Raw genomic sequence first — 26,418 nt, forward strand, 5'->3', positions numbered from 1 at the left:
CGGCCGGCCGGGTCAGCCGATGCGGACGGGAAGCCGGCGCGGCCCGCGGACCTGCCCCGCCGACCAGGTCACCGCCGCCGGGTCCTCCAGGGAGAACGCCGGGACGCGTTCGAGCCAGACCTCCAGCGCCACCCGCAGCTCCATGCGCGCCAGGTGCGAGCCCACGCACCGGTGGACGCCCAGGCCGAAGGCGGCGTGCCGGTTCACCTCGCGGTCGATGACGACCTCGTCCGCCCGGTCGAACTGGGCCGGGTCGCGGTTGGCGGCCGGGAACGACAGCAGGATCCAGTCGTCGGCCTTCATGTCGGCGCCGTTCCAGCGCATGTCCTCCTTCACCAGCCGCGCCATCGTGACCGGCGCGAAGGCGCGCAGGAACTCCTCCATCGCGGTCGGCAGCAGCGCGGGCTCGGCGACGAGCCGCTCGCGGTCGGCGGGCGTCCGCGCCAGGTGCCACAGCGACGCGCCGATCGCGCTCCACGTCGTGTCGACGCCGGCGATCAGCAGCAGCGCCATCGTCCCGGCGACATGGGACGGGGCCAGCTTGCCGCCGTACAGCTCGGCCTCGATGAGGTAGGTGGTGAGGTCCTCGCGCGGGTTCTCGACATGGTCGCGGATCTGCGCGAGGAGGTAGTCGAACAGCGCGTCCATGCGGGCGAGCCGCTCGTCGGGCGGCAGGTTGACGCCCTCCAGCGTGTTCTCGACGAACTCGCGGAAGCGCGGCCCGTCCTCCGGCGGGAAGCCGAGCATGTCGGCGATGACCCGCATCGGGATGTGCTGCGCGTACTCGTGCGCGGCGTCGACGACGTCCCGCCCCTCGAAGCCGTCGATCAGCGCGTGGCAGAACGCCCTGGTCGCGGGCTCCAGCCTCCCGATCGCGGTCCTGGTGAACGCCGGGAGCAGCAGCCTGCGCGCGTCGCGGTGGAACGGCGGGTCGGAGGAGATCGGCGGGACGCCGCCCACCGGTGCCGTCTCCCGCGGCGGGCGGAAGTTGCTCATGACGATCGACCGGGACGAGAAGCGGTCGGTGTCGTGGGCGATCGCCGCGACGTCCTCGTACCGGGTCGGCAGCCACCCGCCGCCGAACCGCTCGGTGCGCGCGATCGGGCAGCGCCGCCGCAGGTCGTCCTGGATCGGGTAGGGGTCGGCGGCCCACTCCGGCTCCAGGTGGGAGAAGTCGGCCGCCCAGTCCCCGACCGGGCCGGTGACGATCTCGTTGCGGATGCCGAGGGGACGGTCCTCCCGCATCCCCCGGGAGTCCTCGGTGAAGCGCTCGTCGCCGGTGGTCATCTCACGCCTCCTCGACGAGGTCGATCGCGCGTTCGGGGCAGTTGGACGCCGCCAGCCGCGTGCGCCGCGTCCGGCGGGACCACGCCGTCGGCGAGGACCGTCCCGTAGCCTTCCTTGTCGTCGCCGAACAGCTCGGGGGCCAGGTCGTAACAGCGGCCGTGCCCCTGGCAGCGCTCGGAGTCGATCCGCACCTTCACTGCAGTTCTCCCGTCTGTCGTGTGCCGGAGGGCGGGGCGAGGACCGTCGCGACCCGGACGATCAGTGCCGACCGCTCCTCGCCGTCGACCACGTGCAGGCCGGGCGGGACGAGCGCGCCGCCCAGCGAGGACAGGAAGCAGAAGTGGGTGAGCGCGCCGGGCGACAGGCCGGGGTCGAGCTCGCCCCCGTCCTGGGCGAGGCGCACCAGCCCGGCGAGCAGGTCCGAGCGCTCCCCCAGGTAGTCGCGCATCGGCCCCGCGACGTCCTCGTCCCGGCGGGCCGCGACCAGCGCCTCGACGATCAGCCGGCCGCGCGCGTCGCGGCGGCCGGGCAGCGACCGGCCGGCGGCCAGCAGCGTCTCGGCGATCGAGCGGTCCGGGTCGGCGGCGAGCAGGTCGGCCAGCAGCCGCCGCCCGTGCGCGCGCAGCGCCGCCACCAGCAGCTCCGCCTTGGAGCCGAAATGGGCGTACAGGGCGCCGTTGCTCACGCCCGGGTCTCCGCGGGCGTTACGCCCGCTATGCGCCCCATGGGGTAATTAAAAGAACGTTCATTTGATACGTCAAGGGCGGGCCCGGCCCGGCGGGACCCGCCGCGCGGGCGGCGTGATAGACCTTGCGGTGATGGCGAAGAACCCGGCTGAGCAGGTCGCGCGGCGGCCTCTGACGCGCGACCTCATCGTCGGCGCGGCCATCACGATCATCGAGCGGGACGGCTCCCGGGCGCTGTCCATGCGGAAGATCGCCGCCGAGCTCGACGTGGGCGTGATGACGCTCTACAACCACGTCCCCAACAAGGGCGCGCTGCTGGAGGCCGTGGCCGAGACGGTCCTCGCCGATCTGGACGTGCCCGCGTCCGCCACCGGCCCCGACCGGGACTGGAAGCTCAACGCCCGCACCCTGGTGGCGGCCTTCCGGGCCACCGCGCGGCGCTACCCGCGGACCATGTACCTGGTGCTGACCAGCAGGGTCTCCGCGAAGTCCGCCCGGCGCGCGACGCGGCGCATCCTCGCGCTGCTGGCGACCGCGGGCTTCGACGACGAGACCTCGGTCCGCGCGCTGCGCGCGCTCATGGCCTACATGATGGGCGCCCAGATACTGCAGGACGGCGCCGTCACGATGTCGCACGGCCTCCCCGGCGACCCGGCGGACCCCCGCGTCGACCTGGACCCCGCGGAGACCCCGCACGTCGCCGCCCTGTTCGAGGAGCTGACCCGGCCCGACCCGGAGGCGGAGTTCGAGCTCGGGCTCGAGATGCTGCTCGCCGCGCTCGACCGGCTCCCCCGCGGGGACGGCTGATCAGCGCGCGCGCCGTCCCATGCCCTCGATCGCGGACAGGAACAACTCCAGGCCGAACTCGAAGTCCGCGTCCGACCGGGGATCGGCCAGGTCGGCCGGAAGGGTGACCATGTGCGCGAAGGCCACGGTCTCCGGGTCGTCCGGAGCCGCGTCCAGGTCCGCGTCCGGGGCGCCGGGCCGCTCCCCCAGGAGCCTGCTCATCCCGGCCTCCCGCAGCTGGGTGCCGAGCGTGTAGGCCATCAGCACGCGCACGGCGTGCACCGCGGTCCTGCCGTCGAGGCCGGCGTCGGCGCACAGGGCGAGGGCCCGCTCGACCGCCCGCAGCCCGACCGGGATCTCGGCCTTGCTCGCCAGCACCAGCGCCAGGCTGCGCGGGTACTCGGCGGCGGTGCGGCGGAAGGCCAGGGTGAGGTCCCGCGCGCCGGCGCGCCAGTCACCCGGAGCCGTCGCCGCGGGCAGGTCGAGGGTCGCCATCACGTACTCGGCGATGCCCCGGACGAGCGCCTCCCTGTTGGGCACGTGCTTGTACATCGCCATCGCGGTCACGCCCAGCTCGCCCGCGACCGCGCGCATCGACAGCGCCTTGGGGCCCTGGCGCTCGACGAGACCGACGGCCGTGTGCACGATCAGTTCGCGGTTGAGGACGATCCGCATGACCGGTTGTGGCGTGTGCTTCGGCATGACCCCGATCTCCCGCCGCCGGGGGTTCCCCCGCACCGGCGCCCCGCTCGTCCCGCAAGTGTACGCACGCCCCCCGCGACCGGCGGAGAGTACGTCATAAACCTTGTTTACATCGTACGCGGCATGGCATCGTTGCCTCAGCCTGACGCGGACACCGCCCCCACCCCCCGAAGAGCCCGTCCCGTCCGTTCCCGGACCTGAAACGAGGAGGCGCCAGTGCGAACCCGAGCGGCGATCCTGTGGGAACCCCGTACCGACTGGAGCGTCGAGGACATCGAACTCGACGATCCCAAGGCGGGAGAGGTCAAGGTCAAGCTCGCGGCGTCGGGCCTGTGCCATTCCGACGAGCACCTCCTCACCGGCGACATGGTCCTCGAACCCGAGATCGCGGCGCTGCTGGCGCTGGAGCAGTTCCCGGTCGTCGGCGGGCACGAGGGCGCCGGCGAGGTCGTCGAGGTCGGCCCCGGCGTCACCACGCTCAAGGAGGGCGACCACGTCGTCCTGTCGTTCGTGCCCGCCTGCGGCCGCTGCCCCTCGTGCGCCCGGGGCCGCCAGCACATCTGCGACATGGGCGCCGTCCTGCTGGCCGGCCGCCAGATCGGCGACATGACCGCGCGGCACCACTCCAAGGGCGGCAAGGACCTCGGCATCATGTGCTGCACCGGCACGTTCGCGCCGTACACCGTGGTCAACGAGGCCTCCTGCGTCAGGATCGACGACTGGCTCCCGCTCGACAAGGCCGCGCTGGTCGGCTGCGGCGTCACCACCGGCTGGGGCGCGGCCGTCAACGCGGCCGGCGTGCAGCCGGGCGAGAGCGTCGTGGTGATCGGGCTGGGCGGCATCGGCATGAACGCCGTGCAGGGCGCGGCCCTGGCCGGCGCCCGCCACGTCGTCGCCGTCGACCCGGTGGAGTGGAAGCGGGAGAAGGCCGCGACCTTCGGCGCCACCCACACCGCGGCGTCGATCGAGGAGGCCGCCGCCAAGGTCGGCGAGCTGACCTGGGGCGCCAACGCCGACAAGGCGATCCTCACCACCGGCGTGGCCACCGGCGACCTGGTCGCCCCGATGATGGCGCTGGTCGCCAAGGGCGGCCGCGGCGTCGTCGTCGCGGTCGCGCCGGTCGCCCAGGAGGACGTGAAGCTCAACCTGTTCGACCTGGCCATGCAGCGCAAGGAACTGGTCGGCTGCATCTTCGGCAACGCCAACCCGCGCCGCGACATCCCGCGCCTGCTGCGCCTGTACGAGGAGGGCCGGCTCAAGCTCGACGAGCTGGTCACCACCACCTACGGGCTCGACGACGTCAACCAGGGCTACCAGGACATGCGCGACGGCAAGAACATCCGCGGAATGATCAAGTACTGACGGGCGCGGCCCCGGCCGGCGACGGCGGCCGGCCGGGGCCGCGGCTAGCGTCCGGCCAGGTGGCGCTCCTTCAGCAGCGCCTTGTGGATCTTGCCGACCGGGGTCAGCGGCACCTCGGCGGTGATGACGAACTGGCGGGGCACCTTGTAGTCGGCCAGCCGCTCCCGGCAGTAGTCGGTGAGCTCCTCCGCCGTGGGCGGCCCGGCCCCCCGGTCCGGCACCACGTAGAACCGGCCGACCTCGCCGAGCACCTCGTCCGGCACCCCGATCCCCGCCGCCATCGCGACCTTCGGATGGGCGGCCAGCAGGTTCTCGATCTCCACCGGGTAGACGTTGAAGCCGCCCTGGATGTACATCTCCTTCTTGCGGCCGCGCAGGACCAGATGGCCGTCCGGCTCCATCTCGGCCATGTCGCCGGTGGCCAGCCAGCCGTCGGGCGCGAACACCTCGGCGGTCTCCTCCGGCATGTCCCAGTAGCCCACGGCCACGCAGTCGCCGCGGATCTGCAGCTCGCCGGTCTCGCCCGGCGGCAGGACGGCCCCGTCCGGCCCGGTCACCCGCGCCCCGAAGTCGCCGATCACCACGCCCAGCGTGCGGGCCACCGTCTCCGGCGGGTCGTCGGTCCGCGACAGCACGCACGCGCCCGAGGACTCCGACAGGCCGTACAGCCCGTACAGCGACGCCTGCGGGAAGCCGCGCCGGATCGCCTCGCCCAGCGCCGGCTCGACGTTGGAGCCGCCCGCCGTGCAGATCCGCACCGACGACAGGTCGCGGCGCGCGAAGCCCTCGTGGCCGAGCATCAGCACGAACATCGTCGGCACCGCGCCCAGGAAGGTGACGCGGTGCCGCTCGACGGCGTCCAGCGCCGCCTCCGGGCCGAACGCGGGCAGCAGCGCCACCGCGGAGCGGCCGACCAGCGCGGCCATGACGGTGCAGGTGATGCCGCCGACGTGGTTGAGCGGCAGGTGCCCGAGCAGGACGTCGTCCTCGCCCGTCCCGAAGTGCGCGGCCTGCGCCGACGCCGAGGCCAGGATCCCGCGGTGCGTGATGACCGCGCCCTTGGGCCGCCCGGTCGTCCCGGAGGTGTAGAGGATCATCAGCGGGTCGTCGGGGTCGACCGCCGCGCGCGCCTCGGCCAGGGCGGTCGGGGCGGGCGGCGTCGCGGCCAGCTCGTCGAACGAGCCGCTGCCCGCGAAGCCCTCGCCGAAGAACACGTAGTCGTCCACGCCGGGGAGGCGCGGCCGGAACTCCTCGAAGAACGCGGCGAAGTCGAAGCCGGCCGCGGTGCCGGCGCTGATGACCGCGCGGGCGCCGCTCTGGCCGAGCATGTACGACAGCTCCTCCTCGCGGTAGCGCACGTTGAGGGGGACGACGACCGCGCCGATCCGCGCGGCCCCGAAGAAGGCGGCCAGCCACCCCGGCGTGTTGAGGCCGAGCAGCCCGACGCGGTCGCCGCGCCGGATCCCGCGGGCCAGCAGCCCGGCGGCGACGCGGTCGGTCAGCTCGTCGAAGGCGGCGTAGGTGATGGTGCCGTCGCCGTCGTGCAGGAATGCCCCGCCACGGGCCGCCGCGTCCTCCAGCGCCGCCCCGACCGTCCGCGCCCGCATGTCGTCCTCCCTCGGCCGATGATCCTTCAAAGATCAATCATCGGGCGTACGGGTGCTAAATATCGGGAAATGTCCGGAGTTGCCGAAGCTTGTCAAAGCTTGCGGCCGACGCCCGCGTAGAACCACGTCCGCTTGGCCTCCTCCAGGCCCACCGGGCGCTCGGGACGCCACAGCGGCGCCCACACCAGCCCGGGGTCGAGCAGCTCGAAGTCGCCGAACAGGCCGGTCACCTGGTCGCGGGTGCGGGGCGTGCCCGGCGCGGAGGTCCGCTTGTAGACCTCGACGACCCTGGCGACCACGTCGGGGATGCCGTCGGCCGAGGCGTGCGTGAGCGCCAGATGGCTGCCCGGGGCCAGCGCGTCGCGCAGCTCGGCCATGATGCCGGCCGGATCGCTCTCGTCGGGGATGAAGTGCAGGGTCGCCACCAGCAGCAGCGCCACCGGCCGGTCGAAGTCCAGCAGCTTGATCTCGGGGTGCTCCAGGATCTCCCGCGGCCGGCGCAGATCGGCCTGGATCATCCGGGTGACGTCCGAACCGGCGAGCAGCGCCCGCCCGTGCGCGACCACCTGCCTGTCGTAGTCGACGTAGACGACCCGGGCGCGCGGGTTCACCGACTGCGCGATCTGGTGCACGTTCTGCTGGGTGGGCAGGCCCGTGCCGATGTCGAGGAACTGGTCGACGCCCCGCTCCGCCAGGTACCGCACCGCGCGCCCGAGAAAGGCCCGGTTCCCCCTGATGGTGGTCAGCAGCGTGGGGTCGGCGGCCATCGCCTCCTCGGCGCGGACACGATCGGCCTCGTAGTGGTCCTTGCCACCGAGGTAGTAGTCGTACATCCGCGCGATGTTGGAGAGGTTCGGGTCGAACCCTCCCGGAAGCAACCTCTCGTCCACCATCACTCCTCACCGGCGACCGTACTGATCACAAGTTAGTACGACGTTACGCCTTCCGAGGGGTTTCGCGCCCCGGCGCGTCCCGGCGGATCCGCGGCCCCGGACCGGGGCGCTCCCGGCTCAGGCGGCCTGTGCCATCACGGGCGCGTCCTGCTTCTCCCGGGCCGGGAGCGCGACGACCGTGGCCGCCTTGCGCCCGCGGACGGTGCCTGCGGCCAGGACGCCGACGGGGACGGGCGCCCAGTGGGTGATGGCCCGGAAGATCAGCACGCCCGACAGCGCCGCCGCGGTCTCGACGCCGGCGACGGCCAGCAGCGCGACCAGCGCGGCTTCGGTGGAGCCGAGCCCGCCGGGGCCCGGGACGACCCCGCCCGCCGCCGCCCCGATCATGTAGACGACGATCAGCGTGCCGATCTGCCCCGGCGACACCGCACCGGGGACCGCCAGCATGCTCACCGCGAACGCCACGCCCATGACCAGGGTCGTCGCGGCGGAGGCGGCCATCATCACCAGCAGGTCGCGGGGGCGCCGCGCCATCTCCGCGCACACCTCGATCGGGCCGCGGAGCCGGGCGCGCAGCAGCCACGCCGCCACGCCCGCCGCCACGACCGCGACCGCGCCGATGACCAGCACCTCGCGGCTGACGACGTGCACGTGCGACAGCAGGGCGCCGTCGCCGGCGGCCACGGCGACCGCGACCACGACGGCGAACAGCAGCAGGTCGGCGATCGCGCCGCCGACCTGCAGGACGCCCGCCACGGCCACCGAGCGCCCGGCCGGCATCCCCCGGCCGGTCAGGTACCGGGCGTTGACCGCCACCGTGCCGAGCCCGCCGCCGGTGATCCGGTTCGCGGTCGCGCCGGTGAACTGGGCCAAGGTCGCGTGCAGCAGCGGCATGGTCCTGCCCGCCGCGCCGCGCAGCGCCACCGCCGAGAACCAGAAGTGCACCACCACCAGCGCCGCGACCACCGGCACCACGGCCCAGTGCGCGCCGGAGGCGGCCCGGACCGCGCCCGAGACCGTGGCCGCGGCCTCGCCGCCCGCCAGCATCACGCCGACGCCCACCACGACCGCCGCCCCGGCCGCCACCCAGAGGAGGGCCCGGATCCTGTGGTCGCCGTAGAACTTCATCGTTTCCTCCGCTGCGCCTGGCCGACGGTCATCCGCCCAACCCAAGCCAACCCCTTCGGGCCGCGAAGATCAGTGGTGCGTGCATCCCAACGGGGGTGGGGCCAGCCCCCCTATCCGCCCACGGGGCAACCCGTCCACCCGGCGCACGGCGCCACGCGGTGGACGTTCAGGGGGTGATCACGAGCTTGCCGCGCGCGTGGCCGGAGCGGCTCAGGTCGAAGGCCGCGCCGACCTCCTCCAGCGGGAACGAGCCGGCGACCTCCACGGTGAGCACGCCCCGTTCGGCGAGGCCGGCCAGCTCGGCGAGCTTGGCCCCGTCGGGGCGCACCCAGATCCAGTGGCCGCCGCGCCGCTCCACGGAGTTGTCGGCCACGGACACGTGGCGCCCGCCCTCGGCGAGCACCGCCAGGGTGGTCTCGACCTGGCCGCCGACGAAATCGGCCACCGCGGTCACCCCTTCGGGCACCAGCTTGCGCACACGTTCGACGAGCCCCTCCCCGTAGGTGACCGGTTCGGCTCCCAGTGCGCGCAGGTAGTCGTGGTTGGGTTCCGAGGCGGTGCCGATGACGCGGGCTCCCCGGTCGCGTCCGATCTGCAGCGCGGCGGACCCCACGCCCCCGGACGCCCCGTGCAGCAGCAGGGTGTCGCCCGCGGCGACCTCGAGCCGGTCCAGGCTGCGCAGCGCCGTCATCCCGGCGAGCGGCAGGCCGCCCGCCTGGTGCCAGTCGAGCGCGGGCGGCTTATGCGCGGCCGCACTGGCCGGCACCGCGACGTACTGGGCGAAGGTCCCGGCGCGGACGACGTCCTTGCGGGCGTAGGACATGACCTCGTCCCCGGGAGAGAACTCCGGAGTGTCGGGGCCGACCGCCCGGACCACCCCGGCGACGTCCCAGCCCGGCACGACCGGGAACCACACGTCCATCATCGCGTCCAGGCCACCGGCCATGAGCTTCCAGTCCACCGGGTTGACCCCGGCCGCCCGCACCTCGACGAGCACCTGGCCGGGCCCGACCTTGGGATCGGGCACCTCGCCGAGCTTCAGGCGCGAGTTGTCGGCGGCATAGGCATCGTAGATGACGGCGCGCACGAGCCGGTCTCCTTCCAGCGGACGGGTGGCAGCCCTTGCTTGCCTGCCTCTGGCCGGAAGGCCTAAACCCGTGCCCGCGCCAAGGACCGGGTCAGACCTCGTCCGGTCCGGGGGTTTCGAGGTGGGCCAGCACGGCCCGGCCCCGCGGGGAGAGCCGGTAGCCGGTCGGCAGGCTCTCGGTCAGGCCCAGCTCCTTGAGCCTGCGGACGTCGCGAAAGCCGGTGAGCGACCGCCGAACCGGGGTACCGCAACCCGCGAAGGCACCCGACACACCGAAGGGAGCAGGGAAGATGCCGATGACCACCAGCCGGGGCCGGGTGAATAAGGACGAGCTCCCCGACACCCTCAAGCGCTCGGACGCCAAGGCCCAGCGCACCTTCGCCAAGGCGCACGACTCCGCCGTGGAGGAGTACGGGGAGGGGCAGCGGGCCCACCGCGTGGCCTACGCCGCCCTCAAGCACACCCACGAGAAGGTCGGCGACCACTGGGAGCCCAAGGCCGGGGGCGCCAAGGGACCGTCCGACAAGCAGGCCGAGGGCGGCCGCGGCACCTCGCGCGCCACCGCCGGCGGTGTGGACGCGCACGCCTCCAAGCAGCACCTGTACGACGTCGCCAAGCGGCTGGGCATCTCGGGCCGTTCCGGCATGTCCAAGGACGAGCTCGTGCAGGCGATCGAGAAGGCCAACCGCCGCGAGACCGCACGGGCCAGGTCCGGACAGAAGTCCTGAAACCCGTGTCCGCCGGTGAGAGCCCCCGCGTTCCGCGCTGCAGGCCCGCGCCTTTTGCAGCGAGAGCGGGGGCTTTCGTCAACTCTCTCCGAACTTCTCTCACTCTCTGGACAAAGTCCGTCTCGTGTCCGATGGTGAAGGCGGCCCCGGCCGGAACGAGACTTCTTGCGAGGACCAGACATGAGCGGTACTGGCGTATGGCTGGCGGGCGTCCGCGGGTCGGTGGCCACCACGGCGATCATCGGCGCGCTGGCGGTCCGCGCCGGCCTCGCCGAGAGCACCGGGCTGGTCTCCGAGCGGCCCGGCTTCCCCGGCGGCGGCCTGCCTGAGCTGACCGGGCTGGTCTTCGGCGGCCACGATCCCGCCGACGTCCCGCTGGCCAAGCGCGCCGAGCAGCTCGCGCACGCGGGGCTGTTCCCCGCGGATCTGCCCGCCCGGCTGCACGACGACCTGGCCGCGGTGGAGAACGACATCGTCACCGGCGGCGCCGGCGACCGCACCCGGGACCCGGCCGGGACGCTGGCGCGGCTGTCCGCCGACATCGCGGGCTTCCGCGACCGGCACGCGCTCGACCGCGTCGTCGTGGTGAACGTGACGCCCACCGAACCGCCCACGCCGCCCCGTCCCGAGCACGCCACCCTCGCCGCGCTCCGCCGGGCGATCGCGGACGGCGCGCCGGAGCTGCCCGCCAGCGCCTGCTACGCGTACGCCGCGTTCGAGGCGGGCTGCGGGCACGTCGACTTCACCCCCTCGGTGGGCGCCCGGCTGCCCGCCCTGGACGAGCTCGCCCGCGAGCGCGCCGTGCCGTACGCCGGGAACGACGGCAAGACGGGCGAGACCCTGCTGAAGGCCGTGCTGGCGCCGATGTTCGCCGGGCGGAACCTGCGGGTGAACTCCTGGTCCGGCACCAACCTGCTGGGCGGCGGGGACGGCGCCAACCTCGCCGACGCGCGGGCGGCGGAGAGCAAGCTGCAGGCGAAGGGCCGGCTGGTGGGCGAGACGCTCGGGTACCCGGTCGAGGGGCCGCTGCACATCGACTATGTGGCCGACCTGGGCGAGCAGAAGACCGCCTGGGACCACGTGACGTTCCAGGGCTTCCTGGGGGCGCGGATGTCCCTGCAGTTCACCTGGCAGGGGTACGACTCGGCGCTGGCGGCGCCGCTGGTGCTCGACCTGGCCCGGTTCGTCGCCGCCGCGCACGCGGCGGGCCGCGCGGGCCCGCTGCCCGAGCTGGCCTACTTCTTCAAGGACCCGATCGGCACCGGCACGCACGACCTCGCCGCCCAGTACGAGCGGCTCCGGTCCTTCGCCGCCGGCGGCTGCCGGTGAGCCGGCGGGTGCCGCCGATGGGCGCCCTGGCCGAGCTCGTCCGGGCGCCGGCCGCGCTGTCGGTGCCCGGCGACGTGCTGGCGGGGGCCGCCGCGGCCGGCGGCCTGCACGGGCTGCGCACCCCGGCGCTCGCCGCCTCCTCGGTGTGCCTGTACTGGGGCGGGATGGCCCTCAACGACTACGCCGACCGGCGGCTGGACGCGGTCGAGCGTCCCGAGCGGCCGATCCCCTCCGGGCGGGTCCGGCCGGGGACGGCGTTCGCGGTGGCGGCCGGGCTGACCGGCGCCGGGGTGGCGCTGGCCGCCGCGGCGGGCGGCAGGCGGGCGCTGGGCGCGGCGCTCCCTCTCGCCGGGGCCGTGTGGGCCTACGACCTGCTGTTGAAGGGAACGCCCGCGGCCCCCGCCGGGATGGCGCTGTGCCGCGGGCTGGACGTCATGCTCGGCGCGGCGCCTGCCGGGGGACGGCGGCGGGCCGCGCTGCCCGCCGCGTTCACCGTCGGCGCCCACACGTTCGCGGTCACGCTGCTGAGCCGGGGCGAGGTCGCCGGGGCCACCGCGCGGCGGGTCGGCTGGGCGGCCGCGGCGGGCGCGCCCGTGCTGCCCTCGGCGGCGGCGCAGATCCTCGCGTCCCGGACGGGCGCGCCGGGCCCGTCCCGGGCGGTCGCCGCCGGGCTGCTGTGCGCGTACGCCGCCGCGGTCGGGCCCCCGCAGGCGGCGGCGGTACGGGACCCGAGCGCCGAGCGGATCCGCGGGGCGGTCGGGGCGGGGATCCTCGGCCTGATCCCGTTGCAGGCGGCGCTGACGGCCGCGCGCGGGCATCCGGCGGCGGCGCTGGCGCTCGTCCCGGCCCATCCGCTGGCGCGGCGGCTGGCGCGGAAGGTCTCGCCGACATGAGGCCGCGGCTCGGTTACGGGACCAACGGGTTCGCCGACCACCGGCTGGAGGACGCGCTGGCGGTGCTGGCGGGCCTCGGGTACGACGGCGTCGCGCTGACCCTGGACGTGCGTCACCTCGACCCGTTCGCGCCCGATCTGCCGCGCGCGGTCGGCCGGGTCGCGGCGCGGCTGGCGGAGCTGGGGCTGTCGGTGGTGGTCGAGACCGGGGCCCGGTACCTGCTGGACCCGTGGCGCAAGCACCAGCCGACACTGCTGTCGGAGGACGGTGCCGGCCGCCGGGTCGACCTGCTGCTGCGGGCGGTCCGGATCGCGGAAGACCTCGGCGCGCAGGCGGTGTCGTTCTGGAGCGGCACCGCCATCGGAGCCGAGCCTCCGGAGGTGCGGTGGGACCGGCTGGCGCGGGGCTGCGCCGAGGTCCTGCGGCTCGCGGACGAGCGCGGCGTCACGCTGGCGTTCGAGCCGGAGCCCGGCATGTTCGTCGACACGATCGCCGGGTACGAGCGGCTGGCCGCCCGGCTGGGCGACCCGGAACGCTTCGGGATCATGCTGGACATCGGCCACTGCCGGTGCCTGGAGGAGGAGCCGGTGCCCGCCTGCGTGCGCCGCGCCGGGCCCCGGCTGGCGGGCGTGCAGATCGAGGACATGCGGCGGGGCGTGCACGAGCACCTGGAGTTCGGCGCCGGTGAGATCGACTTCCCGCCGGTCATGAGGGCGCTGGAGGAGACCGGGTACCGCGGGCTGGTCTCGGTCGAGCTGCCCAGGCACGGCCATGACGCCCCCGGTGCGGCGCGCCGCTCGCTGGAGTTCCTCAGGGCCGCCGCCGGCGTCCCGTCCCGAGGGCTTGAGGAGGTCACATGACGAGGGAGGTGCTGCGCGCGAGGCTCGAGCGTGCCCTGCGGCCTGCCCTGAGCCCCGAGGCGGCCGCGTGGCTCGGCCGGGCCCGGGAGAAGATCGCGGGCGATCCGGGCGCGGCGGCCGTGCTGCTGCCCGCGGCGGGCCGCCGCTGCGGACGCGGACCGCTGCCGGACCCGCCCGGCTGGACCGCGGACGACGCGGCCCGGGTGGCGATGCTGCTCGAACTGCCGTGCACCGGTGACGTCCTCGCGGCACGCCTCGCCGACCTCTACCGCCACGGCGACGCGCAGGAGCGGCGCGGGGTGCTGCGCTCCCTGGACGCGCTGGGCGCCGAGGCCGGCGACGCCGCGCTGCCGCTGCTGCACGACGCGCTGCGCAGCAACGACTCCCGCCTGGTGGCCGCCGCCCTCGGCCCCTACGCCGCCGCCCGGCTGCCCGGTCCGGCCTGGCGGCAGGCCGTCCTGAAATGCGCGTTCACCGGCGTGCCGCTGGCCGTCGTGGCCGGGCTGGGCGAGCGCGCCGACGCCGAGCTGACCCGGATGATGTCCGACTACGCGCGCGAGCGCACCGCCGCAGGACGAGACGTACCGCCCGACGTGGCCCGTTTCCTGGAGGCCCGGTGAGAATCTTCGACCCGCACATCCACATGACCTCGCGTACCACCGACGACTACGAGCGGATGCGCGCCGCGGGCGTGCGGGCGCTGGTGGAGCCCGCGTTCTGGCTCGGCCAGCCCCGCACCTCGGTGGGCACCTTCGCGGACTACTTCGACGGGCTCGTGGGCTGGGAGCCGTTCCGGGCCGCCCAGTTCGGGATCCGCCACCACTGCACGATCGCGCTCAACCCCAAGGAGGCCGGGGACCCGCGCTGCCGGCCCGTGCTGGACCTGCTGCCCCGCTACCTGGAGAAGGACGGGGTGGTCGCGGTCGGCGAGGTCGGCTACGACTCGATGACCCCCGAGGAGGACGAGGTCTTCGCCCGCCAGCTGGCCCTGGCCGCCGAGCACGGCCTGCCGGTGCTGGTGCACACCCCGCACCGGGACAAGGCTGCCGGCACCCGCCGCTCGCTCGACGTGGTGCGCGAGTCGGGACTGCCGCCCGGACGGGTGGTGATCGACCACCTCAACGAGGTCACGGTGGGCCTGGTGGCCGGGACGGGCTGCTGGATGGGGTTCTCCATCTACCCCGACACCAAGATGGACGAGGACCGGATGGTCGCCGTCCTGCGCGAGCACGGCACCGAGCGGATGCTGGTCAACTCGGCCGCCGACTGGGGCCGCAGCGACCCGCTCACGACCGCGCGGACCGGGGAGGCGATGCTGGCCGCCGGGTTCACCGAGGACGACGTGGACCGCGTGCTCTGGCGCAACCCCGTGGAGTTCTACGGCCAGAGCGGCCGGCTGGTGCTGGACGCCCCCGTCGGCGGCGACGCCCTGTTCGCCGGCAACTCGGTGCTGCGCGGCACGCCGCGCACGACCGCCTGACCCCGGGAGGAACGCATGCGGCTGCGCCACGCCGACGGCACGCTCGTGCACCTGGCCTACTGCGCCAACGTCCATCCGGCCGACGACCTGCCCGGAGTCCTCGACCGGCTGGGACGGTACGCCGAGCCGGTCCGGCGGCTCCTGGGCGTCCCCCGGTTGTCGATCGGGCTCTGGCTGCCCCGTCCCGTCGCCGCCCTGCTGGCCGCCGAGCCCGCGGCGCTGGAGAAGCTGCGCGCCGCGCTGGACGGCGGCGGCCTGGAGGTGGTGACGCTCAACGGCTTCCCGTACGCGGGCTTCGGCCGCGAGGTGGTGAAGACCGACGTCTACCTGCCCGACTGGGGCGACCCCGAACGGCTCGCCTACACGGTCGACCTGGCGCGGATCCTGGCCGCGCTCCTGCCCGGCGACGCCGTCCGCGGCAGCGTCTCCACCCTGCCGCTGGGCTGGGCGCCCTGGTGGGACGGCGAGCGGCGCGACAGGGCCCGCCGCCACCTCGACGCGCTCGCCGCCGAGCTGGACGACCTGGAGGAGCGCACCGGCCGGGCGGTGCGGGTCGGGCTGGAGCCGGAACCGGGCTGCGTCGTGGAGACCACCGCGGACGCGGCCCGCCACCTGTCCGGCCTGGATCCCCGGCGGCTGGGCGTGTGCCTGGACGCCTGCCACCTGGCGGTCGCCTTCGAGGAGCCGGAGGAGGCACTGGCCCGGCTGGACGCGGCCGGGCTCCCGGTGGTGAAGACCCAGGCGTCGGCCGCGCTGCACGCCGCCGACCCGCGCGCCGCGCGTTCCGCGCTGGCGGCGTTCGCCGAGCCGCGCTACCTCCACCAGACCCGCGCGCTGGACGCGCGCGGCGTCCACCGCGCCGACGACCTGCCGGACGCCCTCGGGGGCGCGTCCGGCGGCGGGCTGCCGGTGGACGCGCCCTGGCGGGTGCACTTCCACATGCCGCTGCACGCCGACCCGCCCGCCCCGCTCACCAGCACCCGCGCCGAGCTCGCCGCCACCCTGCGGGCGCTGGTGGGCGGCCCCGCCGCCCGCACCGATCACATCGAGGTCGAGACCTACACCTGGACGGTGCTGCCCGGCGGCGGCACCGCCGGCGACCGGCTGGTCGCGGGCATCGCCGCCGAGCTCGACTGGACCCGCGCCGAGCTGCTCCGGCTCGGCCTCACCGACGAGACGGCGTGACGAAGGAGAGTTCATGACCCCGCTCGTGGTGCTCGACGTCGTGGGGCTCACCCCGCGGCTCCTGCCGTCCATGCCCAACCTGTCCAAGCTCGCCGCCGACGGGTTCCAGGCCGAGCTGGGCACCGTCCTGCCCGCGGTCACCTGCTCGGTGCAGTCGACGTTCCTCACCGGTGAGCCGCCGAGCGGGCACGGCGTCGTCGGCAACGGGTGGTACTTCCGCGAGCTCGGCGAGGTGCTGCTGTGGCGGCAGCACAACGCGCTGGTGGGCGGCGAGAAGGTGTGGCAGGCGCTGAAGCGGGACCGTCCCGGGTACACCGTCGCCAACGTGTGCTGGTGGTACGCGATGGGAGCGGACGTCGACTGGACGATCACGCCGCGTCCCATCTACTACGCCGACGGGCGCAAGGAGCCCGACTGCTACACCTGGCCGCCCTCGCTGCACGACCGGCTCACCTCGCGGCTCGGCGACTTTCCGCTGTTCACCTACTGGGGTCCGCGCGCGGGGCTGCCCTCCTCCCGGTGGATCTGCGACGCGGCACGGCTGCTGCTGGCCGAGGAGCGCCCGGACCTGACCCTGGTCTACCTCCCCCACCTTGACTACGACCTGCAGCGGTACGGACCGGACGACCGCCGCGCCCGCCATGCCGCCGCGGCCCTGGACGACCTCCTCGGCCCGCTGCTGGCGGCGGCCCGCGACCGCGGCGCGACCACGGTGGCGCTGTCGGAGTACGGCATCACGCCCGTCTCCCGCCCGGTCGAGATCAACCGCGCGCTGCGCCGCGCCGGGCTGCTGGAGGTGCACACGCAGGACGGGATGGAGTACCTCGATCCGTGGACCTCCCGCGCGTTCGCCGTGGCCGACCACCAGATCGCGCACGTCTACGTCCGCGACCCCGGCGACCTCGAACGGGTGCGGTCGCTGCTCGCCGAGCTGGACGGCGTGGACCGGGTCCTCGACGACGCCGGCAAGGCGGAGGCGGGCCTCGACCACGAGCGGTCCGGGGAGCTGGTGGCGGTCGCGGCGCCGGACGCCTGGTTCGCGTACTACTACTGGCTGGACGACGCGCGCGCGCCCGACTTCGCGCGGCTCGTCGAGATCCACCGCAAGCCGGGGTACGACCCGGCGGAGCTGTTCATGGACCCCGCCGACCCGCTGGTCAAGCTCCGGGCGGGCCTGGCCCTGGCCCGGAAGAAGACCGGCCTGCGCTACATGATGAACGTCGTCCCGCTGAACGGCCGCATGGTGCGGGGCAGCCACGGGCGCCTGCCCGCGGACCCCGCGGACGGCCCCGTGCTGCTCTGCTCCGACCCCTCGGCGGCGCGCGACCGCTACGAGGCCACCGAGGTCAAGGATCTGCTGATCCGGCTCAGCGGGTAGGTCCAGGGCTGTGCGGGCCGCGCTGGTGACACCGTTGTCGGGGCCGCTCGAAGGGTTCGGGCGCGCCGGAGCGGAGGCCCTGCGCCTGTGGGCCGGGTCGGCCGCCGACCTGCCCGGGGCGCGCGGCCGGGTGGAGTTGAGCGTCCACGACTCGGGGCCGGGCGTGGCACCGGCGCTGCGGGCGGCCCTGGACGGCGGGCCCGATCTGCTGTTCGGCCCGTACGGGACCCGGGACGCGCTGGCGATGGCGCGGGGCACCGGGCGGCTGGTCTGGAACCACGGCGGGGCTTCTGGCCGGCTGAGCCGCCATGACCATGTCGTCAGCGTGCTCTCCCCCGCCTCCTCCTATTTCGAGGGGGCGCTGGAGATGCTGCGCGGCGAGGTCCGGACGGTGACCGTCCTCCACGCGGAGACCGTGTTCGGACGCGAGGTCGCGGTGGGCGCGCAACGGAAGGCGGAGGCGCTCGGGCTGGCCGTGCGGAGGACCGGGTTCGCGCCGGGCACAGCGGCAGCGGCGGCGCGCCGGGCCCCTCCGGCGGACGTGATGATGGTGGCCGCGGGGTTCGAGGACGAGCGTGCGGCCGGACGCGTGCTGGCGGAGCGCCCGTGGCGGGCCTGCGCCCTGGTCGGCGCCGGCGAGGAGGACGTGCTCGCCGGTCTGGGCGAGGCCCGGGACGGCTGGCTGGGTCCGGCGCAGTGGCTGGCGGACCGTCCCTGGGAGCCCGACGAGGGCCCCGACGGGGACTGGTTCGTGCGGCGCTACGGCGAGCTGACGGGAACGGTTCCGCCCTATCCGGCGGCGCAGGCGTTCGCGGCCGGGCTCATCGCCGCCCGCTGCGCGCGGGAGGCCGGCGGCTTCGACGATCGCGCCCTGCGCGCCGCCGCGGCCGCGCTGGCGTGCACGACGATGTTCGGCCCGTTCCGGCTCGACCGGTCGGGCGCCCAGGTGGGCCATCCGGTGCTCACCGTGCGGTGGCAGGGCGGCCGCCGCCGCGTGGTCTGGCCCCCCGAGCTGGTACGGGATCGCTGAATCGCCCGGCCCGCCGCGGCGCGTTTCGCCGGAGCGGGCACGGGTAGACGGGCCGCGTGGAGACATGGGACGCGATCAGATCACGCCGTAACGTGCGGGCCTACGAGGACGAGGCACTGCCGCGCGAGGACCTCGACCGGATCCTGGAGGCGGGCCGCCGGAGCCCCTCGTCCCAGAACTGGCAGCCCTGGGACTTCGTGCTGGTCACCGAGCGGCCGCGGCTCCAGGAGCTGGCCAAGGTCTGGCAGGGCGCGGGCCATGTCGCCCGCTCGGCGGCCACCGTCGCCCTCGTCGCCCCGGCCGACGCCGAGGGACGCCGGCGCGACCAGCTGCAGTTCGATCTCGGCCAGGCCACGATGGCGATGATGCTGGCCGCGGCCGACCTCGGGATCGGCAGCGGCCACGCCGCCGTCAGCGAACAGGACCTGGCGCGCGACCTGCTGGGGTTCCCCGCCGACCGGTTCTGCGCCTTCCTGATCGCCTTCGGCCTTCCGGCCGGCCGGCCGCTGCGGCCCGTCGAGCGGCCCGACCGCCGCCCCTTCGACGATGTCGTCCACATCGACCGGTGGTAGCGGGCCCGGCCCCCAGGGCGGGGGCGCCGGGCATCGCGGCGTCCCGCACACCGCCGACCTGCGGATCGAGGCGTGGGGGCCGACGCGCGAGCGCTGCGTCGCCGAGGCGGTGGCCGGGCTGGTGGAGTGCTTCGCCGACACCGCCGGCGTCGAGCCGCTGCGCACCGTCCCGGTGGAGGTGGCGCCGGGGCCGGACGCGGACATGCTCGTGACCGTGCTCGACGAGGTGATCTACCGGCTGGAGGTGCACGGCGAGGTGGTGCTCGGCGCCGAGATCACCGGTGCGCCGGGCGGCGGGCTGGCTGCCCGGCTGACGGTCGGCGACGCGGCGCGGGCGGCCGCGGTCGGCGCGGTGCCCAAGGCGGTGTCGCTGCACGACCTGCGCTTCGGCCGCGACCGGAAGACCGGCGGCCGGACCTGCGCGGTCACGGTCGACGTGTGACGGGTCGTCGACGATCCGCTTCAACGCGCTCAGCCCTTGACGACGCCGAGCGGCACCAGGCGGGCCACCTTGCGGCACAGGCCCGCGCCCTCGCCCGCCTCGACGACCGCGGAGACGTCCTTGTAGGCCGCCGGGGCCTCCTCGGCCAGGCCCCGCCACGACGAGGCGCGCACCGCGATCCCCTCGGCCTCCAGCGACGAGCGCAGCCGCCTGCCGTCGACCCCGCGCGCGGCCTGGTGGCGGCTCTGCACGCGGCCGGCGCCGTGGCAGGTGGAGAAGAACGCCCGCCCGCCGGGGACGCCCGCCAGGACGTAGGACGCGGTGCCCATCGTCCCGGGGATCAGCACCGGCTGACCGGCCTCGCGAAGGTCGGGCGGGAGGCCGGGGTGGCCGGGCGGCAGGGCCAGGGTGGCGCCCTTGCGGTGGACGCACAGCCGCCGCCGCTCCCCCGCCACCAGGTGGTCCTCCAGCTTGGCGAGGTTGTGCGAGACGTCGTACACCAGCTCGAGCCGGGCGCCGGCCACGCGCCGGAAGACCCGGCGGGCCGCCTGGGCCAGCAGCTGCCGGTTGGCGCGGCCGTAGTTGGCCGCGGCGGCCATGGCGCCCAGGTAGGCGCGGCCCTCGGCGGAGTCGACGGGCGCGCACGCCAGCTGCCGGTCGGGCACCTCGATGCCGTACCGGGCCATGCCCCGGTCCATCGCCCGGACGTGGTCGCCGCAGATCTGGTGCCCCAGGCCGCGCGAGCCGCAGTGGATCATGACGCAGACCTGGTCCCGCGCCAGCCCGAACGCCTCGGCGGCGGCCGGATCGTACACCTCGGCCACCCGCTGCACCTCGAGGAAGTGGTTGCCCGACCCCAGGCTGCCGACCTGCCGGGCGCCCCGTTCCAGTGCCCGCCCGCTGACCTGGCCGGGGTCGGCGCCGGCGACCGCGCCGCCGTCCTCGCAGCGCAGCAGGTCGCGCTCCTCGCCGTGGCCGTGCTCGACCGCGTACCGCGAGCCGCCGGTGAGGATGCCGGCCAGATCGGCGCGGCCCGGCTGCCGCCAGACGGCGCCCTTCCCCATGCCGCGCGGGACGGCGGGGTCGAGGCCGTCCATCAGCCGCTCCAGCACGGGCCGCAGCCCCGGCGCGTCGATGTCGGCGGCCAGCAGCCGCACCCCGCACGAGATGTCGAAGCCCACGCCGCCGGGTGAGACCACGCCCCCGTCCCGGGGGTCGGTGGCCGCGACGCCGCCGATGGCGAAGCCGTATCCCCAGTGCACGTCGGGCATGGCGTACGACGCGTCCACCACGCCCGGCAGCGTGGCGACGTTGGCGACCTGTTCGAGGGCCCGGCCCGCCTCGCGCAGCAGCCCGGCGGAGGCGAACACCACGCCGGGCACCCGCATCGCGCCGGTCGGCTCGATCCGGTACCGGTACGGACCCTCCTGAACCGGGTGCGCCATCATGGTCCAGAAGCTACCCGCCGCTCCGGCGGCCATGCGTCCCCGGCAGGCGTCCCACCGGCGGAACTAGAGCATGGTTTCCCAAATCGGAGAGCCATCCTCTTTATTTATTGATAAGCCTGTGTACAATGCAGACAAGGGTCATTCTCCGGGCCGTCGCTGCCCGTTGAGCGGCTTCCAGGGACGAATGACGAGGTGACGATGCGCTTCATCTTCCATTACCCGGAGACGAGCGGGCCCGACGGCGACGTGCTCGACGCGGGACCGATCCGCGAGGTCGCGATCGCCGCGGAGCGGGCGGGCTTCGACGGATTCTCGCTCAGCGAGCACCCCGTTCCCGGCGCCCGGTGGATGGCCTCGGGCGGGCACCAGACGCTCGACCCCTTCGTCACCCTCGGCTACGTGGCCGCCGCGACCGAACGGCTGCGGCTGCTCACCTACCTGGCGGTCGCGCCCTACCGGAACCCCTTCCTCCTCGCCAAGGCGGCCTCGACCCTGGACAAGCTCTCGGGCGGGCGCTTCATCCTCGGCCTCGGCACCGGCTACCAGAAGAGCGAGTTCTACGCCCTGGGCGTCGACATGGACGAGCGCAACGCCCTGTTCGACGAGGCCCTCGACGTGCTCCCGCTGCACTGGAGCGGCAAGCCGTTCAGCTACCAGGGCCGGCACTTCAGCGCGCGCGAGGTCATCTCCCTGCCGCGCCCCGTCCAGGACCCCATCCCGATCTGGATCGGCGGCAACTCCAAGCTGAGCCGCCGCCGCGTCGCCGAGCGGGCGCAGGGGTGGATGCCGATGACCGGCGGGGCGCAGCTCAGCACGACCGCGCGCACGCCCGCGCTCGGCTCGGTCGCCGACCTGGCCGTCGCCGTCACCGAGCTGCGGGAGGCCGCGGCCGCCGCCGGGCGCACCGACCGGATCGACGTGCTGCACTCCTACCAGGGCGAGGGCATCCAGACGCCCGCCGCCGAGCCGGACCGCCACCGGGAGGCGTTCGCCGAGATCGAGAAGGCCGGCGCCACCTGGGTCGTGGTGTCGAGCCGCACCCAGGACCCCGCGGCCACGCTGGAGTTCATCGACGCCTTCGGCTCGACCTACCTTTCGTGACGACCGGAGGAGCGGCCCCCATGGGATGGTTCGAGGAACGCGCCGGCCTGGCCGGGACCGTCGCGGTGATCACCGGCGGCGCGGGCGGGCTCGGCGAGGCCGTCGCGTCCGACCTCGCCGCGAACGGCGTCCGCCTCGCGGTGATCGACATCGACGCCGAGGCGGTCGACGGGCTGCGCCGCTCGCTGGACGGGCAGGGCGCCGAGGCGATCGTCCACCACGGCGACGCCCGCGACGGCGACGCGCTGGCGGCCCTGTTCGAGGCCGTCGACGAGCGCTGGGGCCGCGTCGACACCCTGGTCAACGTGGTCGGCGGCACCTTCCGGGCGCCCTTCCTCGACACCCGCCCCAAGGGCTGGGACACGCTCCTGCGCACGAACCTGCTGCACGTCCTGCACGCCTGCTCCCTCGCGGCGCCGCGGATGCGGGCGGGCGGGCGCGGCGGCAGCATCGTCAACCTCACCACCGTCGAGGCCCACCGGGCGGCGCCCGGCTTCGCCGTCTACGCCGCCGCCAAGGCCGCCGTCGAGCACTTCGCGCGGACGCTCGCCGTCGAACTCGCCCCCGACGGCATCCGGGTCAACAACGTCGCCCCCGACTACACGCCCACGCCCAACATGGCGAGGCTCTCGGGCGGAGGCGGCGACAACGCGATGTCGACCCCGGCCGGGGTCCGCATCGCCATCCCGATGGGACGGGCCGGCGTGGTCACCGACGTGTCGGGCTGCGTGGTGTTCCTGGCGTCCGGCCTGTCCTCCTACGTCACCGGGACCACCATCCACCCGGACGGCGGCACGTTCGCGTCGTCGGGCTGGTTCAACTGGCCGGACTCGGGATGGGGCAACCACGCCCCGGCGCCCCTGCTGGAGCGCTTCTCCGCCAACGGCGAGGAAGGCTGACAGGACGGCCACGGGCCGGCGAACGGTCAGTCCGGGCGCAGGCCGCGCAGGAACAGGCGCACCGCGACCCGCGTGTGGCGCTCCTGGACCTCGGGCTCCCGCACGATGCCGAACCAGGCCAGTCGCGCGGGAGTGCCCGAGACCATGCCGAGGAAGTGCTCGGCGAGGACCTCGGGGTCGTCGGCGACGATCGCGCCCGTGGCCGCGTGCCGGTTCAGCAGCTCGACCACCAGCGGGCGGCCCGGGACGAACCCGGTGGTGAAGGTCCGGCCGGCCAGGTCGGGAAAGCGCGCGGCCTCGGCGACGGCGATCCGGCACAACTGGACCATCGAGGGATGCAGGGCCCGGAGCACGGCCGCGTCCGCGATGGCGGTGAGGGCCCCCTCCAGGTCGTCCAGGGCGGGCGGGTCGGGCTCGGGCACGGGCCAGTCGGGCCGCATGACGGCCCACCTGATCACGGAGGCGAAGACCTCCTCCTTGCTCGCGAAGCGCTTGTAGAGCGAGGCCTTGGTGGTGCCGGCGGCGCGGGCGACGGCGTCCATCGACGTGCCCTCGTACCCGTGCTCCAGGAACAGCCTCAGGGCGCCGTCGCGCACCGCACGGTCCAGCTCGGCCGCCTCCGCGAGCGTGGGCCGGCCGCCGCGGCGGGGCGCGGGCGTGGCGCCGTGCCGCGTTCGCGGTCGGGCGGAGGACGACATGGGCAGCAGTGTGCCAGAACCCCCTCCCCGGACCGGCGGGACGGTCAGGCGGTGGTGAACGTCTCGCGGACGAACCTCAGGAACTCCTCGGCGTCGAGCCCCGCGGGCTCGTCGCTGACCATCGGGTCCATGAGCGTGAAGCCGTCGACGAGGGCGCAGCACAGCCGCGACAGCGCGTGCGGGTCGCCGGAGCGGATCGCGCCCTCGTCCTGCCCCTCCGCGACGACCGCCGCCAGGAGCCCCACGATCTCCTGGTAGTAGTCGCGGTAGGCCTGCGGGACGTCACCCGCGCCCGCCCCGCCGGCCTTGGTCGCCTGGGCGTGCAGCCGGCCCCACGCCGGGTACCGGCGGCGGCACTCGACCTGCGCCCGCACCATCGCGACCAGCCGGTCGCCCGCGGCCGCCTCCTCCGCCGCGAGCCGTCCCATCTCCGCCCGCTGCTCGGCGCCGCGCCGCATGAGGACCGCGAGGTACAGGTCCTCCTTGCTCTCGAAGAAGGAGTAGATGGAGGCGACCGAGTACTCGCTGCGCTCGGCCACGTCCTTGAGGCTGGTCTCGTGGTAGCCGCGCCGGGTGAACAGCTCCTCGGCGGTGTCGAGCAGCTGCTCCCTGCTCAGCTCGATCCGCAGCCGGCGGCGCAGCTCGCGCGGGCTCGGCCGCTCCGCCATCGCTCACCCTCCGACCCGTCCGCCGGAGCCGCTCCCCGCGCAGGCGGCGCGCGGACGTCATCCGCGCACCGCACCTAGACATTAGCCGAGGAGCCCGCCCCGCCGGGCGACGGCCGGCGGGGCGGGCTCCCGTCCGGTCACTCGCCCTTCCAGGCCGGCGGCCGCCGTTCGGCGAACGCCCGCGCCCCCTCCTTCGCGTCGGCGCTGCCGAAGACCGACTCGACCTCGGCGGGAGTGCACCAGCGGCGCTCACGCATCAGCTTCTTGGTCATGGCGACGCCCAGCGGGCCGTTCTCGGCGATCCGCCCGGCCAGCGCCAGCGCCTCCGGCACCACCCGGTCGGCCGGCACGACCCGGTTGACCAGGCCGAACTCGTAGGCGCGCGCGGCGGTGACGGGGTCGCCGGTCAGCCCCATCTCCAGCGCGACGGCCGCGGGGACCCGCTGGGACAGCAGCGTCCCGCCGCCGGCCGCGAACAGCCCCCGCTTCACCTCGGTCACCCCGAGCTTGGCGCCCTCGGCCGCGACCACCAGATCGCAGGCGAGCATCAGCTCGAAGCCGCCCGCGAGCGCGGAGCCGTTGAGCGCGGCCACCACCGGGGTCTCGATGCCCCGGTGGTAGAACCACAGCAGCTTCTTGAAGTCGGCGCCGCGGGCGAACGCCTTCAGGTCGAGCCCGGCGCAGAAGACGGTGCCCGCCCCGGTCAGGACGACCGCCCTGACCTCCGGGTCGGCGTCGGCGCCCCGGAGCACCTCGCTCAGCTCGTCCATCAGCGCGGGATCGAGGGCGTTGCGGGCCTCGGGCCGGTTCATCGTCGCCACCAGCACGTTGCCGACCCGCTCGGTCAGAACGACGTCGCTCATCGGCCGGCCGCCACCGCCCGGCGGGCCCGCTCCCGGTAACCCTCGAGCTTCTCCGAGGGGGAGATGACGCGCTTGCTCCGGGACTGGACGGACACGTCGTGTCCCTCGGCGGCCTGCCGCAGGGCGCCGACGGTGGCCTTGTCGCGGGGGATGTGGGTGAAGGGGTCGAAGGAGTACCAGCGCATGGCGTTCTGGTGGGTCATCTTGTCGATGTCGGTGTCGGGGACCTGGCAGTCGGCCAGGACCTGATGGAGTTCTTCGGGGGCGCCGGGCCACATGGAGTCGCTGTGGGGGTAGTCGGCTTCCCAGCAGATGTTGTCGATGCCGATGTCGTGGCGCAGGCGGACGCCCAGGGGGTCGGAGATGAAGCAGGTGAGGAAGTGCTCGCGGAACACCTCGCTGGGGAGTTTGCCGCCGAAGTCCTGCAGGGTCCAGGTGGCGTGCATCTCGAAGGTGCGGTCGACGCGCTCCAGGAAGTAGGGGATCCAGCCGGTGCCGCCCTCCGACAGCGCGATGCGGATGCCCGGGAACTCCTTGATCACCCGCGACCACAGCAGATCCGCCGCCGCCGACACGATGTTCATCGGCTGCAACGTGATCAACACGTCGGGCGGGGAGTCCACTGCGGGCACCGCCAGGCGGCCCGAGGAGCCGATGTGGACGTTGAGGACGGTTCCGGTGTCGACCAGCGCGCGCCAGACCGGGTCCCAGTGCTCGCTGTGGAAGCTGGGGTAGCCCATCGCGGCGGGGTTCTCGCTGAAGGTGAGGGAGTGGCAGCCCTTGGCCGCGACCCGGTGGATCTCCTCGGCGCACGCCTGGGGGTCCCAGATGACCGGCAGTGCCATCGGGATGAAGCGGCCCGGGTGGGCGGCGCACCATTCGTCGATGTGCCAGTCGTTGTAGGCGCGGACCAGGGAGAGCGAGAAGTCGTGGTCCTCGGTGGCGAACAGGCGGGCGGCGAAGCCGGGGAAGGAGGGGAAGTTCATCGAGGCCAGGATGCCCCCGGCGTCCATGTCCTTGACGCGCTCGTTCACGTCGTAGCAACCGGGCCGGATCTCGTCCAGGCCCTGCGGCTCCATGCCGTATTCCTCTTTGGGACGCCCGGCGACGGCGTTGAGGGCGGCGTTGGGGATGACGGTGTCGCGGAACTGCCACACGTCGGTACCGTCGTCGCGGTGCACCAGGCGCGGCGCGTCGGCCTTGTAGCGCTCGGGCAGGTGGTTCACGAACATGTCGGGCGGTTCGATGATGTGGTCATCGACACTGATCAGGATCATGTCGTCGCGGTTCAACGACGCTTCCCTTC

Annotated in this window: 29 protein-coding genes; 15 read left to right on the forward strand and 14 right to left on the reverse strand. The window is 74.5% G+C overall.

What is annotated here, in order from left to right:
* Window positions 1–12: 12 nt before the first annotated feature.
* The 3 genes from ACZ466_RS53160 to ACZ466_RS53170 are packed head-to-tail and all read right to left on the reverse strand — an operon-like array spanning window position 13 to window position 1,972.
* The gene (locus ACZ466_RS53160; protein WP_378284717.1) at window positions 13–1,287 is read right to left on the reverse strand and encodes a cytochrome P450; all 1,275 of its coding nucleotides are present in this window, start codon (window positions 1,285–1,287) and stop codon (window positions 13–15) included.
* The gene (locus ACZ466_RS53165) at window positions 1,284–1,484 is read right to left on the reverse strand and encodes a ferredoxin (protein WP_378284716.1); all 201 of its coding nucleotides are present in this window, start codon (window positions 1,482–1,484) and stop codon (window positions 1,284–1,286) included. Before ACZ466_RS53165 ends, ACZ466_RS53160 begins: the two co-directional genes overlap by 4 nt.
* The gene (locus ACZ466_RS53170) at window positions 1,481–1,972 is read right to left on the reverse strand and encodes a TetR/AcrR family transcriptional regulator (protein ID WP_378284715.1); all 492 of its coding nucleotides are present in this window, start codon (window positions 1,970–1,972) and stop codon (window positions 1,481–1,483) included. The genes ACZ466_RS53165 and ACZ466_RS53170 overlap by 4 nt, the downstream gene beginning before the upstream one ends.
* Window positions 1,973–2,105: 133 nt before the next feature.
* Here ACZ466_RS53170 and ACZ466_RS53175 point away from each other — a divergent pair, with 133 nt between their 5' ends.
* On the forward strand, window positions 2,106–2,780 hold the full coding sequence (locus ACZ466_RS53175; protein ID WP_378284714.1) for a TetR/AcrR family transcriptional regulator: 675 nt from the start codon (window positions 2,106–2,108) through the stop codon (window positions 2,778–2,780).
* Here the strand turns inward: ACZ466_RS53175 and ACZ466_RS53180 are convergent, their stop codons facing one another.
* Window positions 2,781–3,461, reverse strand: coding sequence for a TetR/AcrR family transcriptional regulator C-terminal domain-containing protein (locus ACZ466_RS53180; protein ID WP_378284713.1), 681 nt, complete (start codon window positions 3,459–3,461; stop codon window positions 2,781–2,783). It lies immediately after the preceding gene.
* A 216-nt stretch (window positions 3,462–3,677) separates the two neighbouring features.
* Here ACZ466_RS53180 and ACZ466_RS53185 point away from each other — a divergent pair, with 216 nt between their 5' ends.
* The gene (locus ACZ466_RS53185) at window positions 3,678–4,823 is read left to right on the forward strand and encodes an NDMA-dependent alcohol dehydrogenase (protein ID WP_378284712.1); all 1,146 of its coding nucleotides are present in this window, start codon (window positions 3,678–3,680) and stop codon (window positions 4,821–4,823) included.
* Window positions 4,824–4,867: 44 nt separating this feature from the next.
* On the opposite strand, the gene ACZ466_RS53190 is transcribed toward ACZ466_RS53185, so the two are convergent.
* From ACZ466_RS53190 to ACZ466_RS53210, 5 genes are all read right to left on the reverse strand, one after another.
* Window positions 4,868–6,430: a class I adenylate-forming enzyme family protein gene (locus ACZ466_RS53190; protein WP_378284711.1), complete on the reverse strand. Its 1,563-nt coding sequence runs from the start codon at window positions 6,428–6,430 to the stop codon at window positions 4,868–4,870.
* A gap of 92 nt (window positions 6,431–6,522) precedes the next feature.
* Entirely contained in the window at window positions 6,523–7,323 is an 801-nt protein-coding gene (locus ACZ466_RS53195; protein ID WP_378284710.1) for an SAM-dependent methyltransferase, read from the reverse strand.
* A gap of 117 nt (window positions 7,324–7,440) precedes the next feature.
* Window positions 7,441–8,451, reverse strand: a complete 1,011-nt coding sequence (locus ACZ466_RS53200; RefSeq protein WP_378284709.1) for a lysylphosphatidylglycerol synthase domain-containing protein — start codon at window positions 8,449–8,451, stop codon at window positions 7,441–7,443.
* Window positions 8,452–8,617: 166 nt separating this feature from the next.
* Window positions 8,618–9,538, reverse strand: coding sequence for an NADP-dependent oxidoreductase (locus ACZ466_RS53205; RefSeq protein WP_378284708.1), 921 nt, complete (start codon window positions 9,536–9,538; stop codon window positions 8,618–8,620).
* A gap of 91 nt (window positions 9,539–9,629) precedes the next feature.
* Window positions 9,630–9,809, reverse strand: a complete 180-nt coding sequence (locus tag ACZ466_RS53210) for a hypothetical protein (RefSeq protein WP_378284707.1) — start codon at window positions 9,807–9,809, stop codon at window positions 9,630–9,632.
* 19 nt (window positions 9,810–9,828) lie between these two features.
* On the opposite strand from ACZ466_RS53210, the gene ACZ466_RS53215 reads away from it, so the two are divergent.
* The 11 genes from ACZ466_RS53215 (at window position 9,829) to ACZ466_RS53265 (ending at window position 19,435) form a co-directional block, all read left to right on the forward strand.
* The gene (locus ACZ466_RS53215) at window positions 9,829–10,266 is read left to right on the forward strand and encodes a ChaB family protein (RefSeq protein ID WP_378284706.1); all 438 of its coding nucleotides are present in this window, start codon (window positions 9,829–9,831) and stop codon (window positions 10,264–10,266) included.
* Between the two features lie 180 nt (window positions 10,267–10,446).
* On the forward strand, window positions 10,447–11,595 hold the full coding sequence (locus tag ACZ466_RS53220; RefSeq protein WP_378284705.1) for an inositol-3-phosphate synthase: 1,149 nt from the start codon (window positions 10,447–10,449) through the stop codon (window positions 11,593–11,595).
* Between the two features lie 17 nt (window positions 11,596–11,612).
* On the forward strand, window positions 11,613–12,488 hold the full coding sequence (locus ACZ466_RS53225) for an SCO3242 family prenyltransferase (protein ID WP_464042365.1): 876 nt from the start codon (window positions 11,613–11,615) through the stop codon (window positions 12,486–12,488).
* A complete protein-coding gene (locus ACZ466_RS53230; protein WP_378284703.1) occupies window positions 12,485–13,348 on the forward strand; it encodes a sugar phosphate isomerase/epimerase family protein in 864 nt (287 codons plus the stop codon). Before ACZ466_RS53225 ends, ACZ466_RS53230 begins: the two co-directional genes overlap by 4 nt.
* The gene (locus ACZ466_RS53235) at window positions 13,345–13,968 is read left to right on the forward strand and encodes an EboA domain-containing protein (protein ID WP_378284702.1); all 624 of its coding nucleotides are present in this window, start codon (window positions 13,345–13,347) and stop codon (window positions 13,966–13,968) included. The genes ACZ466_RS53230 and ACZ466_RS53235 overlap by 4 nt, the downstream gene beginning before the upstream one ends.
* A complete protein-coding gene (locus ACZ466_RS53240; protein WP_378284701.1) occupies window positions 13,965–14,828 on the forward strand; it encodes a TatD family hydrolase in 864 nt (287 codons plus the stop codon). Before ACZ466_RS53235 ends, ACZ466_RS53240 begins: the two co-directional genes overlap by 4 nt.
* A 15-nt stretch (window positions 14,829–14,843) precedes the next feature.
* Window positions 14,844–16,013 (forward strand): metabolite traffic protein EboE, encoded by a 1,170-nt coding sequence (eboE, locus tag ACZ466_RS53245; RefSeq protein WP_464042368.1) that lies wholly within the window; start codon window positions 14,844–14,846, stop codon window positions 16,011–16,013.
* Window positions 16,014–16,026: 13 nt separating this feature from the next.
* Window positions 16,027–17,391, forward strand: a complete 1,365-nt coding sequence (locus ACZ466_RS53250; protein WP_378284699.1) for a nucleotide pyrophosphatase/phosphodiesterase family protein — start codon at window positions 16,027–16,029, stop codon at window positions 17,389–17,391.
* A 10-nt stretch (window positions 17,392–17,401) separates the two neighbouring features.
* Entirely contained in the window at window positions 17,402–18,421 is a 1,020-nt protein-coding gene (locus ACZ466_RS53255) for an ABC transporter substrate-binding protein (protein WP_378284698.1), read from the forward strand.
* 56 nt (window positions 18,422–18,477) lie between these two features.
* On the forward strand, window positions 18,478–18,993 hold the full coding sequence (locus ACZ466_RS53260; protein WP_378284697.1) for a nitroreductase family protein: 516 nt from the start codon (window positions 18,478–18,480) through the stop codon (window positions 18,991–18,993).
* Window positions 18,968–19,435 carry an archease gene (locus ACZ466_RS53265; RefSeq protein WP_378284696.1) on the forward strand — a complete coding sequence of 156 codons (468 nt, stop codon included), beginning with the start codon at window positions 18,968–18,970 and terminating at the stop codon, window positions 19,433–19,435. Before ACZ466_RS53260 ends, ACZ466_RS53265 begins: the two co-directional genes overlap by 26 nt.
* Window positions 19,436–19,464: 29 nt before the next feature.
* Here ACZ466_RS53265 and ACZ466_RS53270 read toward each other — a convergent pair whose 3' ends face one another.
* Window positions 19,465–20,883, reverse strand: coding sequence for an RtcB family protein (locus ACZ466_RS53270; RefSeq protein ID WP_378284695.1), 1,419 nt, complete (start codon window positions 20,881–20,883; stop codon window positions 19,465–19,467).
* Window positions 20,884–21,081: 198 nt separating this feature from the next.
* Between ACZ466_RS53270 and ACZ466_RS53275 the strand changes: the two genes are divergently transcribed.
* Both ACZ466_RS53275 and ACZ466_RS53280 read left to right on the forward strand, forming a co-directional pair.
* A complete protein-coding gene (locus tag ACZ466_RS53275) occupies window positions 21,082–21,984 on the forward strand; it encodes an LLM class F420-dependent oxidoreductase (protein ID WP_378284694.1) in 903 nt (300 codons plus the stop codon).
* A gap of 20 nt (window positions 21,985–22,004) precedes the next feature.
* Window positions 22,005–22,883, forward strand: a complete 879-nt coding sequence (locus tag ACZ466_RS53280) for an SDR family NAD(P)-dependent oxidoreductase (RefSeq protein ID WP_378284693.1) — start codon at window positions 22,005–22,007, stop codon at window positions 22,881–22,883.
* Window positions 22,884–22,909: 26 nt separating this feature from the next.
* Here ACZ466_RS53280 and ACZ466_RS53285 read toward each other — a convergent pair whose 3' ends face one another.
* From ACZ466_RS53285 to ACZ466_RS53300, 4 genes are all read right to left on the reverse strand, one after another.
* Entirely contained in the window at window positions 22,910–23,581 is a 672-nt protein-coding gene (locus ACZ466_RS53285) for a TetR/AcrR family transcriptional regulator (protein ID WP_378284692.1), read from the reverse strand.
* 44 nt (window positions 23,582–23,625) lie between these two features.
* On the reverse strand, window positions 23,626–24,249 hold the full coding sequence (locus ACZ466_RS53290; RefSeq protein WP_378284690.1) for a TetR/AcrR family transcriptional regulator: 624 nt from the start codon (window positions 24,247–24,249) through the stop codon (window positions 23,626–23,628).
* A gap of 137 nt (window positions 24,250–24,386) precedes the next feature.
* Window positions 24,387–25,112 carry an enoyl-CoA hydratase-related protein gene (locus ACZ466_RS53295; protein WP_378284689.1) on the reverse strand — a complete coding sequence of 242 codons (726 nt, stop codon included), beginning with the start codon at window positions 25,110–25,112 and terminating at the stop codon, window positions 24,387–24,389.
* Window positions 25,109–26,404 carry an amidohydrolase family protein gene (locus tag ACZ466_RS53300; protein WP_464042371.1) on the reverse strand — a complete coding sequence of 432 codons (1,296 nt, stop codon included), beginning with the start codon at window positions 26,402–26,404 and terminating at the stop codon, window positions 25,109–25,111. Before ACZ466_RS53300 ends, ACZ466_RS53295 begins: the two co-directional genes overlap by 4 nt.
* Between the last annotated feature and the right edge of the window lie 14 nt (window positions 26,405–26,418).

Source organism: Actinomadura rugatobispora, assembly GCF_055379765.1.